The sequence below is a fragment of the Acinetobacter sp. CIP-A165 genome (genome assembly GCF_000367985.1).
Taxonomy (GTDB): domain Bacteria; phylum Pseudomonadota; class Gammaproteobacteria; order Pseudomonadales; family Moraxellaceae; genus Acinetobacter.
This window is the reverse complement of the sequence record NZ_KB849204.1, coordinates 49,880-62,421: the sequence shown is the minus strand read 5'-3', so window position 1 is coordinate 62,421 and position 12,542 is coordinate 49,880. Positions and strand designations below refer to the sequence as shown.

The 12,542-nt window shown below is 40.5% G+C and carries 15 protein-coding genes; 2 read left to right on the top strand and 13 right to left on the bottom strand.

Features of this window, described 5'->3' with window-relative positions:
• The first annotated feature begins 195 nt into the window (after window positions 1-195).
• On the top strand, window positions 196-426 hold the full coding sequence (locus F991_RS13705) for a hypothetical protein (RefSeq protein WP_004672536.1): 231 nt from the start codon (window positions 196-198) through the stop codon (window positions 424-426).
• A 101-nt stretch (window positions 427-527) separates the two neighbouring features.
• Here the strand turns inward: F991_RS13705 and F991_RS13700 are convergent, their stop codons facing one another.
• Genes F991_RS13700 through pheS form a run of 3 tightly spaced genes read right to left on the bottom strand, consistent with a single transcriptional unit; the run spans window position 528 to window position 4,215 of the window.
• On the bottom strand, window positions 528-824 hold the full coding sequence (locus tag F991_RS13700) for an integration host factor subunit alpha (protein WP_000126166.1): 297 nt from the start codon (window positions 822-824) through the stop codon (window positions 528-530).
• Window positions 821-3,202 carry a phenylalanine--tRNA ligase subunit beta gene (pheT, locus tag F991_RS13695; RefSeq protein ID WP_004672534.1) on the bottom strand — a complete coding sequence of 794 codons (2,382 nt, stop codon included), beginning with the start codon at window positions 3,200-3,202 and terminating at the stop codon, window positions 821-823. The genes F991_RS13700 and pheT overlap by 4 nt, the downstream gene beginning before the upstream one ends.
• 32 nt (window positions 3,203-3,234) lie before the next feature.
• On the bottom strand, window positions 3,235-4,215 hold the full coding sequence (gene pheS, locus F991_RS13690) for a phenylalanine--tRNA ligase subunit alpha (protein ID WP_004672532.1): 981 nt from the start codon (window positions 4,213-4,215) through the stop codon (window positions 3,235-3,237).
• Between the two features lie 156 nt (window positions 4,216-4,371).
• On the opposite strand from pheS, the gene F991_RS13685 reads away from it, so the two are divergent.
• The gene (locus tag F991_RS13685) at window positions 4,372-5,364 is read left to right on the top strand and encodes a hypothetical protein (protein ID WP_004672530.1); all 993 of its coding nucleotides are present in this window, start codon (window positions 4,372-4,374) and stop codon (window positions 5,362-5,364) included.
• On the opposite strand, the gene F991_RS13680 is transcribed toward F991_RS13685, so the two are convergent.
• The 10 genes from F991_RS13680 to thrS form a co-directional block, all read right to left on the bottom strand.
• Complete coding sequence (locus F991_RS13680) at window positions 5,361-5,741, bottom strand: hypothetical protein (protein ID WP_004672528.1); 381 nt, start codon at window positions 5,739-5,741, stop codon at window positions 5,361-5,363. The genes F991_RS13685 and F991_RS13680 overlap by 4 nt on opposite strands.
• A 255-nt stretch (window positions 5,742-5,996) precedes the next feature.
• Window positions 5,997-6,356: a 50S ribosomal protein L20 gene (gene rplT / locus F991_RS13675; RefSeq protein WP_004664213.1), complete on the bottom strand. Its 360-nt coding sequence runs from the start codon at window positions 6,354-6,356 to the stop codon at window positions 5,997-5,999.
• Window positions 6,357-6,367: 11 nt separating this feature from the next.
• On the bottom strand, window positions 6,368-6,562 hold the full coding sequence (rpmI, locus tag F991_RS13670; protein ID WP_004672526.1) for a 50S ribosomal protein L35: 195 nt from the start codon (window positions 6,560-6,562) through the stop codon (window positions 6,368-6,370).
• 198 nt (window positions 6,563-6,760) lie between these two features.
• Complete coding sequence (locus tag F991_RS13665; RefSeq protein ID WP_004672524.1) at window positions 6,761-7,189, bottom strand: YqaA family protein; 429 nt, start codon at window positions 7,187-7,189, stop codon at window positions 6,761-6,763.
• A 59-nt stretch (window positions 7,190-7,248) separates the two neighbouring features.
• Window positions 7,249-8,100 carry an arylamine N-acetyltransferase family protein gene (locus tag F991_RS13660; RefSeq protein WP_004672522.1) on the bottom strand — a complete coding sequence of 284 codons (852 nt, stop codon included), beginning with the start codon at window positions 8,098-8,100 and terminating at the stop codon, window positions 7,249-7,251.
• Between the two features lie 121 nt (window positions 8,101-8,221).
• Complete coding sequence (locus tag F991_RS13655; RefSeq protein WP_171063496.1) at window positions 8,222-8,665, bottom strand: hypothetical protein; 444 nt, start codon at window positions 8,663-8,665, stop codon at window positions 8,222-8,224.
• Window positions 8,662-9,282, bottom strand: coding sequence for a glutathione S-transferase N-terminal domain-containing protein (locus F991_RS13650; protein WP_004672518.1), 621 nt, complete (start codon window positions 9,280-9,282; stop codon window positions 8,662-8,664). The genes F991_RS13655 and F991_RS13650 overlap by 4 nt, the downstream gene beginning before the upstream one ends.
• 130 nt (window positions 9,283-9,412) lie before the next feature.
• On the bottom strand, window positions 9,413-9,730 hold the full coding sequence (locus tag F991_RS13645; RefSeq protein WP_171063495.1) for a DUF7709 family protein: 318 nt from the start codon (window positions 9,728-9,730) through the stop codon (window positions 9,413-9,415).
• 134 nt (window positions 9,731-9,864) lie between these two features.
• The gene (gene infC, locus F991_RS13640; protein WP_081398967.1) at window positions 9,865-10,416 is read right to left on the bottom strand and encodes a translation initiation factor IF-3; all 552 of its coding nucleotides are present in this window, start codon (window positions 10,414-10,416) and stop codon (window positions 9,865-9,867) included.
• Between the two features lie 5 nt (window positions 10,417-10,421).
• The gene (thrS, locus tag F991_RS13635; protein ID WP_004672512.1) at window positions 10,422-12,344 is read right to left on the bottom strand and encodes a threonine--tRNA ligase; all 1,923 of its coding nucleotides are present in this window, start codon (window positions 12,342-12,344) and stop codon (window positions 10,422-10,424) included.
• Between the last annotated feature and the right edge of the window lie 198 nt (window positions 12,345-12,542).

The window sequence follows — 12,542 nt, the reverse complement described above, 5'->3', positions numbered from 1 at the left end:
AAAATGACCTATTTTTGTCTATTTTTGTCGTTTTGCCAGACAGAATAGTAGTAATTCATGATTTGCTTTGATAGGATAGCATCTGACTAGTTAGGCTGCTCCCTGCGTTGTTTCCTAAAATATTTAGGAATAATAAAAGCACAAACAGACTAACTCAGGTTTTTTTTAATCTCACAATTTTATGAGAGTGATGCCATGTTATTCAAAAAATTCGCTGTTATTGCTGCTGTTGCAACTACTTTAGCTTTTGTTGGTTGCTCTAAGAAAGAAGAAGCTGCTGCTACTGACGCAACTGCTGCTGCTTCTGAAGCTGTAGCTGCTGCTTCTGAAGCGACTGTTGCTGCTTCTGAAGCGACTGTTGAAGCTGCTGCTGAAGTTGCTGCTGCTGCATCTGAAGTTGCTGCTCCTGCTTCTGTTGCTCAATAATCTAGTTTTAGATTAAAAAAAGAGAACCTTTTGGTTCTCTTTTTTTACGCCTGAAGATCTATTTAAGTCAGTTAAAATTGTTTCAGACTTAAAAAAGCAGATCAATCGATCTGCTCATTTCCAACACGTTGTCTAAATTTCTGACCCGCTCTAAAGGTCACAACTCGACGAGCAGAAATCGGAATCTCCTCACCCGTCTTTGGATTACGGCCAGGGCGCTCACGCTTATCACGTAACTCGAAATTCCCGAACCCAGAGAGTTTGACTTGTTCGCCCGCAATCAATGCTTGGCTAATTTCGTCAAAAAACAATTCGACCATTTGTTTTGCTTCACGGCGATTTAAGCTCGTGAGTTCACTTAAATGGTCCGCCATATCTGCTTTTGTTAATGCTGTCATGAGGCCCTCAATGTCGCTTGATAAGTGTTTTCCAACACTTGAATAATGTTATCCATACCAGATTTGATTTCAGCATCTTCAAGCGTACGAGTTGGGTGCTGCCATAACAATGCGAAAGCTAAAGAACGTTTGCCTTGTTCGACTCCTTGCCCCGTATACACATCGAACAACCATGTAGAGTCAAGTAACTCTCCCCCAGTCTGTTCAATCATGCGCTGAATATCTTTCACCACAATCTTATCAGAGATTAAAAGCGCAATATCACGTCTAACTGATGGAAAACGTGATAATTCTGTAAAATTAGATACATAAGATTGCAAAACTGCTTGCTGATCGAGCTCAGCAACCCAAGTCGTATCCAAATCCAAATCATTTTCCAAAGATGGATGTAAACGCCCTAAATAACCGATTGACTGCCCATCGACCAGAACTTCAGCAGACTGCCCTGGATGCAACCACGCTCGCTCGGTGCGAACAAACTCGACCTTAACACGTCCAGCCGCCAAAATTTCTTCAATTTCACCTTTAAAATCAAAGAAATCCATTGCAGTCGGCTTAGCATGCCAAGATTCAGGTACCTGTGAGCCTACTGCAATCAATGCCAATGTTGGAATCTGCTTAAGGTCATGAATATTTTGCGCATTTTGATAGTCAAAACGCAAACCCAACTCAAAGAAACGAACACGATGTTGTTGACGATTCAAGTTATATTGCACACAAGGAATCAAACTAGATAACAGTGTGCTACGCATTGCCGCCAAATCACTTGAAATTGGATTCGCAAGCATGAGCGGTTGTACATTTGGATTGAGTTGTTTTTCCAATTTCGCATCAGCAAAACTAAAGCTAATCGCTTCCTGATAACCCAAAGTTGCAACACTTTGACGTAGTTGTGCAATATCAAAACCATCTTGGTACTTTTTCAACTTCACATCAATTTGTGGCAAACTGATTTGAATATTGTCATAACCATGAATACGGGCAACCTCTTCAATCAGGTCTTGATAAATCACCATATCATAACGATGCGAAGGCGGAGTCACAGACCACTGGTCTTCAGCTAAGGTCTCAACAGCACAACCAAGGCGACTCAAAGCATCCGCAATAAAATCACCTGCAACTTGATATCCTAACAATTGATCAACTTGACTTTGTTTTAACTGAATTGTTTCACGTTTTGGCAATAATTCAGCTTGTTCAGCAACCGTAATTGGACCAAATTCCCCACCAGCAAAGGCCTGAATCAACTCAGAAGCACGATGCATTGCGATCATTGGCAACTCAAAGTCAACACCGCGTTCATAGCGCTGTGATGAATCGGTATGCAAACCAAAACGACGTGCACGACCAGCAATCGCTAAAGGTGCAAAGAACGCACTTTCAAGGAAGATATCTTGCGTATCATCCGTAACCGACGAATCTAAACCACCCATGATGCCAGCAATCGCCAATACTTTTTGATCATCAGCAATCACCATCATGTCATCTTGCAGTTCAACTTGTTGATCATTAAGCAAGGTCAGTTGTTCTTTTGGCTGAGCTTGGCGTACCTGAATCGAACCATCAATCTTCGCCAAGTCAAAGGCATGCATTGGTTGACCCAACTCAAGTAAGACATAGTTAGTGATATCGACCAAAATACTATGGCTGCGAAGACCAGAACGCGTAAGCGCTTGTTCCATCCACTCAGGCGTTGCTGCTTTTACATTTACATTTTTGATGATACGACCCAAATAGCGCGGTGTACCCTCAGTGCTAATCACTACTGATTTTTCATCTGAAATGCTTGCTGCAATGGCTTGAATTGTAGGTTCATTAACTTTGAGTTGATTAATCACGGCGATTTCACGCGCAATACCACGGATACTAAAACAGTCACCGCGGTTTGGTGTGATGCTAATATCGATTACATTGTCATCAAGCTTGAGATAGTCACGGATATTCATCCCGACAGGCGCATTAGCTGGTAACGCCAATAAACCATCAATTTTATCTTCTAAATCAATTTCAGAAGCACCGCAAAGCATACCTTGTGATTCCACACCACGTAGCTTGCCTTTTTTAATTTTAAAATCGCCAGGCAACACAGCACCAATGGTTGCTACAGGTGCTTTCATTCCTACGCAAACATTTGGCGCACCGCAAACGATCTGTAATGGCTCATCTGAACCAATATTTACTGTGGTAACACGTAAGCGATCCGCATCTGGATGTTGCTCAACCGTAACGACCTCACCCACAACAACCCCAGTAAATGGTTTGGCTACAGGCGCTAATTCATCGACCTCCAAACCAAGCATGGTGAGTTGATCAGACAGTGCTTCGCTATCAATTGAAGGGTTCACCCACGTGCGCAGCCAATTTTCACTAATTTTCATTTGTATAAACCTTTGTTAATCCTGAAATACTGTTAGGCGAATTGGCGTAAGAAACGCACGTCGTTTTGGTAGAACATACGCAAATCATTGATGCCATAACGCAACATTGCAAAACGCTCTACCCCTAAACCAAAAGCAAAGCCTTTGTATTTATCAGGATCAATACCTGCGGCACGCAGTACATTTGGATGTACCATGCCACAACCTAAAACTTCTAACCAGCGACCACGCTCGTCCATGATATCCACTTCTGCACTCGGCTCTGTGAATGGAAAATAAGAGGGACGGAAACGTACTTTTAAGTCTTTTTCAAAGAATTCATTCAGCAGGTTAATCAACAAGCCCTTTAACTCAGCAAAACTTGTATTTTCAGCAACGTATAAACCTTCGATCTGATGGAACATCGGAGAATGCGTCTGATCGGAGTCACAACGATAGACACGACCCGGACACACAATACGAATAGGCGGCTGATTTGTTTCCATGGTACGGATTTGCACACCCGATGTATGGGTACGAAGTAGATGTGTCGCATCAAAATAGAAAGTATCGTGCATCGCACGTGCTGGATGATGACCCGGAATATTTAGCGCTTCAAAGTTATGATAATCGTCTTCAACCTCAGGACCATGTGCGACTTGGAAACCCGCTTTGGTAAAGAATTGGCAAATACGCTCTTGAACTTGAGTGACAGGATGGATACTTCCCATACGTTGACCGCGACCGGGTAAAGTAATATCAATCGTTTCACTTGCTAATTTTTTTGCAAGTTCAGCTTGTTGTAAGGTCTGTTGGCGCTCAGTCAAAGCAGCATTGATTGCTTCACGAACAGCATGGATCGCAGCACCTTGTACTTTTCGCGCTTCAGGGTCCATTTTTCCAAGTGCTTTCGACTGTTCTGCAAGCTGGCTTTTCTTCCCTGTAAATTGGACTCGTACTTGATCGAGTACAGCAAGGTCTTGAGCCGCTGCAATGGCAGCAAGCGCTTCAGTGGTCAGGGCTTCCAGTGACATAGTAACTCTCAAAGCAACAAATTATAGAAATATAATAAAACGCTATAGTTTATCAGCTTTTTATCTGTTTTTTGAAGATTAAGCCGATTGAAAAAACATATACCGCAACAATTTGATAAAATCGACATTACCGCTAAAAAACCAAGAGTAAAAACAATGGCGCTCGATCAAATTTGGAAAGCACAATTGACGCTTGTCACCTATGGCAATGAGTTTTTACAGCAAGACTTAAATATGAATGATTGGGTTAACCATCCTATCTTTGCTCAACATCATTTGGTTTTTCGTGATTTAGCATCTCAACAGCTTTTGGCACAACATTTTCGAGTTTGGTTAGAGGCATTAAAACAACAAGGGGTGGATAAACTAAGCCTACATAATTCAACCATTCTCGATGAAGAAAGTAACCCCAATCCAAACGTTGAATTACTTCCCTACGCTCACTTTATTGTCAGTCATCAAGGCAAAAATAAAACGGCATGGATTTGCGGTCACGAACTTGCCGAATGGTACACTCATGATCATCCCTTTACCGCCCCTTCTGCGCAGCAAGTTAAACTCCGACAAGAGATCTTTTGGCGTTATCCACTCAATGAGAAACTAACTAAAAAAGTGACATTAGACTTAAAAGTCAATGATTGGCACGAAATAGAAAAGTACATTGCAAGTGAAATTTTTAATCATCAATGTGCTGAAGATTTCTTAGAACCAGAACAAGTCGACCTACCTTTTTATGGATATGAACTTGAACAGAGCCATTTAGATAAAACGGTCTTAGCTATTATTCCAACAACCCATCAAGCAGATGCCGCACACCATTTATTACACCGTATGTCTGCTTTGATTGACTTCTTACATTCGCGCTGCAATCACCCTTATACAACCCAAGGTGAAATTCTGAGTCCAGAGGAACAAATTAATTTACGCAATTTTGTTAAAAAAACCGACGATGTATTTGGTAGACTCATCAGCAAGATTGCCAATCATTATAAAAATATTGATTTTGACATGCCGATGGAACCTTATGATCGGACTATGGATGTCCCAACCGCATCAGGAAATCTACACAAGACCAATCACTCCAGCGTCATTAAACTGGTGCTGATCACCGTTGTAATTTGTATTTTGGCTTATTATTTTGGGCTTTAATATTCAGTGTAATCCAGCTCATCTTCGTCAATATTGATGAAGTCTGGCTCAGGGGTTTGCTCAAATCGTACCGCTAAAATCTCAGTTTGCTTAAGTAAGCTTGCTTTAGCAACACGATGCATCCCATCCATGACTCGCCCCTCAGCACACAAGATAATCGGATAACTGAGATCTGCATCCTGAACTAATTGAAAATGCTCAATGATTTGCTGTGTCGTCGGATACTGATCTGGAAACCAATAGGCTTCGTTGAGTTCCTGAATATCAACCAGTTGAACTTTCTTGGCAATACACGTTTTTGTCAGCTCAACGAGCTGATGTACATCCCAAATATGTGTATCCTCGCCAACTTGTCTAAAGTGATATTGTCTACGCACGTTTTAATCCATCATTAGTTATCGAAAATACCACTTCGCCAGAATCTGAAACCATTTCTGGTTGGCGGGCACTAACCACACCACTCATCGTCTTAGCCATACTCTTAATTATATTATATGGTTTATTTTTATTGATTCAGAGATATGAGATTGCCAAGTTTTTATTGCTTATTACCACAATTTTGTCGGTACTAATAATTATAGGAAGGAAATAAAAAAGACCGCTAAAAAGCGGTCTCTTTTGAATCTCTAAGCTTATGCAGCTAATGCACCTTTAGCTTTTTCAGCTAAAGCAGCAAATGCAACTGCATCATGCATAGCGATGTCAGCTAATACACGACGGTCGATGATTACTTGAGCTTTTTTCAAGCCATCAATCATGCGGCTATAAGACAAACCGTTAAGACGAGCACCAGCATTGATACGCGCAATCCATAAAGCACGGAATTGACGTTTCTTCTGACGACGGTCACGGTAAGCATATTGACCAGCTTTGATTACTGCTTGGAACGCTACGCGATAAACGCGTGAACGAGCACCATAGTAACCTTTAGCGCGAGCAAGAATTTTCTTGTGACGACGATGCGCCACTACACCACGTTTTACACGAGCCATTTATAATCTCCTTAGATGTATGGGCACATACGACGAACTGAAGCAACGTCACTTACGTGAACCATTACACAGCCGCGCAATTGACGAATACGCTTAGCAGATTTTTTGGTCAAAATGTGGCGTTTGAACGCTTGTTTACGCTTAATACCGTTAGCAGTCGCTTTAAAGCGTTTAGCTGCACCACGGCGAGTTTTCATCTTAGGCATAACAACCTCTTTTGAACACCTGTTCGGAACGTTTGCACCATTGCAAAAACGACCTGCAGGTAAGGGAGGCAGTATCATATAGTATTTTTGCTTAAAACTAAAGCAAAAATTATGGGTTCAAAGCTGAACATTCGAGAGCATTTACAGATTTGATAAAGTCATCAAAATTCCACTCAACAACCTTAGGGACTGAGAAATTCAGCTAAACAACCCGATATATAGCGCATACATAAATAGATAACGCCCGCCTTTGGCAATCGTCACAATCAATAAAAACCGTCCAAACCTTTCTTTCATTATGCCTGCAATCAAAGTGATGGGATCACCAATCACAGGCACCCAACTTAAAAGTAATGAATAAAAACCATATTTATGATAAATCTGCTGGGCTTGTTCTAAACGAGGTTGAGAAACTGGAAACCATTTTTTATCCTTAAAATGTTCTATTTTCAGCCCCAACCACCAATTCACACATGAACCTAGCACATTACCAATAGTTGCCACGAGAAGTAAATAAAAGGGATTTGAAAGACCTTGTATCAACAGCGTCATTAAGACAGCTTCTGACTGCAACGGGAGTAACGTTGCTGCTCCAAAAGCAGAGAGAAATAATAAAAAATAGGACATCAGTGTGTAGAAGCACTCAAACAAAGATCAAAACAATGCCTAGACCATACCATCTAAAACTATTCAATCAAAGCGAGTTTATCCCACACCTGTTGAAGTTTCTCCTGATTCATCTCAATCTGAAAAACATTTTTTATTGTTTCCTCAAAATCATTAAAAGTGGATAGAATTTTTTTATCTGACTTCTGTTTAGCATGTATTCTTAATACACGATCCTTTAACGTCATTCTGGCATCCGAATTGGCAGTGAACAACATCAAATGCTGTGTAAACATGGATTCCGGGGATGTTGATATATACCAATTCGCAATCTCAGCATCGGCTGGGGCAATCTTTTGCTCAGGATTAATGGCATAGACATTCACCCATTCATCATGCAGAAAAACTTGCAACATATATTTCATATCCGTCAGCAGTGAAGTATCGATTCCACACGCTGCAATATCAACGAATCTGAAAGGCTCTAATGGCGTTGGCTGCATTTCCCCGATGCGATCTAAAGATAGAATTGTTGTCGGTGTCATGCCACCAAACCCTGGATCATATAAAAATAATTGTTGATCAAGTCGAACCAGTGTTACCAAGTGCGTCCGGACTGGTACAGTTGTTGGGATACCTTGATAATAAACTCGACCTAATACGTTATAGGCTTCATATCCCAATTCAGTTAACGCGATTTTGGTTAAAGAACTATGCTCTAAACAATACCCTTCCCGATTTTCAATTAATAACTTCTGAACAAGTCGATCAGGTTCTAATGAAACTTCTTCTCCCAAAAAAGAAGCAATATTACCAAAAGGAATGTGCTGCACATGCAAGCTTAATAATGTCTTTAGATTATCCTGCGTCGGTTTGAAGTCCACTTCAAAACCAAGCTTATTTAAATAACGTGTTGAAATTATTTGCTTCATGACTGACTATACTTTTTTATGATTAAACTATCCTATAATGATCAAGCCAATTTTAGTTTAAAAATTACACAACTATAAAAGAGTCATTCACACCCTGATTAGAACATTCTTTTTGAAATGTCTAATTCTTCATCCGAGCTGTCTTAGATCGAAAAACATAAGTAAGGATTGAGAAAAGAAATGGGGAAATAAAAGCCATCCAGAAGGTGATATCTGAGGTTACAATTTCTTGGTACAAGGTGAGTTGAGTATCCCCATCTGAAACTGCCGCCCAGTCAATGGATACCGTATGATAAAGATAAGTGCTTAACAATAACGTCAGGCTTAAAAAGCCCACGAAAAGCCAAGTGCTATAATATGAGTTTCTAGTTTCCACCTGCAGCCAAGCAAATAACGTAGAAAATAAAAGCCCTAAAACACCAATCAAAGCAAAAACCAAGATCGCTAAATGAGTCTCTGAATATAGCTTTTGCAGCTGAGCGCAAAGGATTGCTGTGATGAAGAGCAATCCCATTGCAATTGCCCAATGCTTAAAATAGCTGTGCTTTCCCATGCCCTGATTCATCCAACTTTTATTGACAAGGCTTTTTGGATCGCAGAACGAGCGGTTAAACGCTCAATATAATCTTTCACATAAGGATAATCTTCGAGTTGAATACCTTGCCACTCATAGCGTAATGCCCAAGGTAAAATCGCCATATCCGCAATAGAGTATTCGCCCGCGACAAATTTCTGTCCAACCAACTGTTTATTCAACACCCCATAGAGACGTTTGGTTTCATTGACATAACGATCAATCGCATAGGGAATACGCTCAGCAGCAAACTTATTAAAATGATGATTCTGACCAAGCATTGGCCCGAATCCACCCATTTGCCACATCAGCCATTGCTCAACTTCGACACGCTCTTGCTCATCACTTGGGTAGAATAATCCAGTCTTACGACCTAGATATTGCAAAATTGCACCAGACTCAAATACAGAAATCGATTCGCCACGTGGTCCATTCTGATCAACAATCGCAGGAATTTTATTATTCGGAGAGATTCTTAAAAAGTCAGGCTGAAACTGATCATTCTCTAAAATATTGATAGGGAAAATTTGATATGCAAGTCCCATTTCTTCTAAAGCAATTGTTATTTTATGCCCATTGGGTGTACCCCAATAATATAAGTCAATCATTTATATTATCCTATTCATCATTATCATGACTGTTTATCGCGTTATAGCATATTTAATCAGCGCTTCGTATTATTCCAATACGAAACAAAACAATAAAATATACCTTTTCAATGGGCTGATGAAAGGAAAATTACTGGCTTGCCAAGTATGCTTTGGCTTTTTCACCTAAAAATCGTCGTCCTGCATTTTCACCATTAATCCATTCTTCCACTGTAAATAAGTCAAACAATCCAACTTTAACTAAAGTTGGAATAGCTAGTACTAATTCCTGCTCGACCTCACCACGCGCACCCGCATTATATAAACTAATGTTATGCAACATGGTTGCCACAGTTCCTGTTTGAACCTGACTACCATCTTTTAATCTGACTTGCGGCAGAACCTCTCCATCCTGTACCACTTTTTGATTTATTTCAGATAATTCATGTGTACCATTTATTGTAGACATTCGCATGTGCCCCTATAAAAATAGTTTAATATTCAAGTAAATTTAACATGATATTTAATGATGCACGCGACTGCATTTAAAAAAAATGCAAAAAAAAAGCACCGCTTATTGCGGTGCTTTTTTATCAAGAAAAATTACTTTTTCTTTTTCGGGCCTAATAACATGCCCATTTGACGGCCTTCCATTTTTGGTGCTTGTTCAATGACACCAAAATCAGCCACATCAGCTTCAATTTTTTGCAACTGAACCAAACCAAGCTGTTGATGTGCCATCTCACGACCACGGAAACGCAAGGTGATTTTCACTTTATTTCCTTCTTCAAGGAAACGTAAAATTGCACGCAATTTTATCTGATAATCACCCACATCCGTTGCAGGACGTAACTTGATTTCTTTCACTTGCACTTGATGCTGTTTCTTCTTCGCATCTTTTTGCTTTTGCTTTAGGTCAAACAAGTGCTTGTTGTAATCCATGATTTTACAAACAGGTGGTTCTGCATTAGCAACAATCTCAACAAGGTCAAGATGCGCTTCTTCAGCAGCACGCAACGCTTCAGTTAATGAAACGACCCCTTTTTGTTCACCATCAGCTGCGACAAGACGTACTTCTTTTGCACGAATCTCATCGTTAATGGCAGGACGGTTACTTTTAGCACCTTGTTGTTGGTTACGGTCAGGCTGTTTAATCTTTATTACTCCACAATGTACCGGCCACGTTCGGCGACGGCAGATTTCACTAAGTCAACAAATGCATCGATTGACATAGTACCTAAATTTTTTCCTGAGCGAGTACGCACATTTACGGTACCTTCTTCAACTTCTCGATCACCAAGAACCAAAAGATAAGGAATACGCTCTAGGGTACGCTCACGAATCTTAAATCCGATTTTTTCATTTCTCAAGTCAGAAATGGCACGAAGACCATTTTCTTTGAGTTTTGCAACCACTTGTTCGCATGCTTCAGCTTGTGAATCGGTAATATTCATTACACAAGCTTGGGTCGGTGCAAGCCAAGGTGGCATGAAACCAGCGTAGTGTTCAATTAGTATACCAATAAAACGCTCAAAACTGCCAAGAATTGCGCGATGCAACATAACAGGTTGATCACGATCGTTATCTTCTGTGACATAAGAGGCATCTAAACGAATCGGCAAGTTAAAATCACACTGGATTGTACCGCATTGCCATACACGACCTAAGCAATCTTTCATTGAAAATTCAATTTTCGGACCATAAAATGCCCCTTCACCAGGTTGCAAGTCCCAAGCCAAGCCAGCATCATCCAGTGCATCTGCCAAAGATTTCTCAGCGATGTCCCAAAGTGCATCATCACCCACACGCTTTTCTGGACGTGTTGACAATTTCATTTGCACTTCTTCAAAGCCAAAATCTTTATAAACATCTAAAGTCAGTTTAATAAAGTCAGCGACTTCCTTACCAATTTGCTCTTTGGTACAGAAAATATGTGCGTCGTCTTGCGTAAATCCACGAACACGCATAATACCGTGTAAAGAACCCGATGGCTCATTACGATGACAAGAACCAAACTCAGCCAAACGAATTGGTAAATCACGGTAAGATTTTAAGCCTTGGTTAAAGACCTGCACGTGACATGGGCAGTTCATTGGCTTCACTGCATAGTTACGACTTTCTGAGTGCGTCGTAAACATGTTTTCTGCATAGTTTGCCGCATGTCCAGATTTTTCCCACAAGCTAAAATCAACAATTTGTGGTGTCTTGATCTCTTGGTAACCGTTGTCTTGCTGAACTTTACGCATGTATTGTTCAAGCACTTGGTAAATAGTCCAGCCGTTCGGATGCCAGAACACCATACCCGGTGCTTCTTCTTGCATGTGGAACAAGTCTAGAGCTTTACCAATTTTACGATGGTCACGCTTTTCAGCTTCTTCAATACGTTTAATATATGCAGCTAACTGTTTCTTATCAGCCCAAGCTGTACCATAGATACGTTGTAGCTGTTCATTTTTCGCATCACCACGCCAGTAAGCACCAGAGATTTTAGTGAGCTTGAATGATTTTAAAAATTTAGTGTTTGGTACGTGCGGACCACGGCACATATCCAAATAATCTTGATGGTAGTACAAGCCCATTTGCGTTTCATTTGGCATGTCTGAGATCAAGCGTAATTTGTATTCTTCGCCACGTGCAGTGAACTCAGCAATCACTTCATCACGTGGCGTCATTTTCTTAATAACGTCGTAATCTTGATCGATGAGCTGTTTCATGCGCGCTTCAATCGCAGCCATATCATCCAAAGTAAAAGGACGTGGCATCCAGATATCGTAGTAAAAGCCTTCTTCAATAACAGGGCCAATTACCATTTTCGCTTCTGGGAACAATTGCTTAACCGCATGTCCAACGAGGTGTGCGCATGAATGACGAATGATTTCTAAACCATCTTCATCTTTAGGTGTAATAATTTGAACTGTTGCATCTTCTGTGATGAGATCAGAAGCATCCACCAAACGATCATTGATACGTCCCGCAACGGTATTTTTTGCAAGACCAGGCCCAATACTTTGAGCAAGTTCCATCACAGATATCGGCTGATCAAATTGTTTCTGATCACCATTTGGTAAAGTAATGATTGGCATAATAAAATCCTTAAGGAGTGATGCCCTCTACGAAGGAGCATATCACCGCGAGATTATGTATTGAGGTAAACCCCAAAAGATAAAAAACGGCGGATAAAAAGTATCGAATATTTTACACAGGTTTAGGCTAGGATGAAACCTTTGTGTCATAAAAACCCAAGTTCATTCAAGGTTTTCTCTCAGACTAAAGCCTAAATG

Coding starts and splice junctions, on each gene's coding strand:
- rplT (WP_004664213.1), bottom strand. CDS start 6,356: ATGGCTCGTGTAAAACGTGGTGTAGTGGCGCATCGTCGTCACAAGAAA.
- F991_RS13660 (WP_004672522.1), bottom strand. CDS start 8,100: ATGAAGCAAATAATTTCAACACGTTATTTAAATAAGCTTGGTTTTGAA.
- pheT (WP_004672534.1), bottom strand. CDS start 3,202: ATGAAAATTAGTGAAAATTGGCTGCGCACGTGGGTGAACCCTTCAATT.
- thrS (WP_004672512.1), bottom strand. CDS start 12,344: ATGCCAATCATTACTTTACCAAATGGTGATCAGAAACAATTTGATCAG.
- F991_RS13650 (WP_004672518.1), bottom strand. CDS start 9,282: ATGATTGACTTATATTATTGGGGTACACCCAATGGGCATAAAATAACA.
- F991_RS13655 (WP_171063496.1), bottom strand. CDS start 8,665: ATGAATCAGGGCATGGGAAAGCACAGCTATTTTAAGCATTGGGCAATT.
- F991_RS13645 (WP_171063495.1), bottom strand. CDS start 9,730: ATGTCTACAATAAATGGTACACATGAATTATCTGAAATAAATCAAAAA.
- F991_RS13685 (WP_004672530.1), top strand. CDS start 4,372: ATGGCGCTCGATCAAATTTGGAAAGCACAATTGACGCTTGTCACCTAT.
- F991_RS13705 (WP_004672536.1), top strand. CDS start 196: ATGTTATTCAAAAAATTCGCTGTTATTGCTGCTGTTGCAACTACTTTA.
- F991_RS13700 (WP_000126166.1), bottom strand. CDS start 824: ATGACAGCATTAACAAAAGCAGATATGGCGGACCATTTAAGTGAACTC.
- rpmI (WP_004672526.1), bottom strand. CDS start 6,562: ATGCCTAAGATGAAAACTCGCCGTGGTGCAGCTAAACGCTTTAAAGCG.
- pheS (WP_004672532.1), bottom strand. CDS start 4,215: ATGTCACTGGAAGCCCTGACCACTGAAGCGCTTGCTGCCATTGCAGCG.
- F991_RS13665 (WP_004672524.1), bottom strand. CDS start 7,189: ATGTCCTATTTTTTATTATTTCTCTCTGCTTTTGGAGCAGCAACGTTA.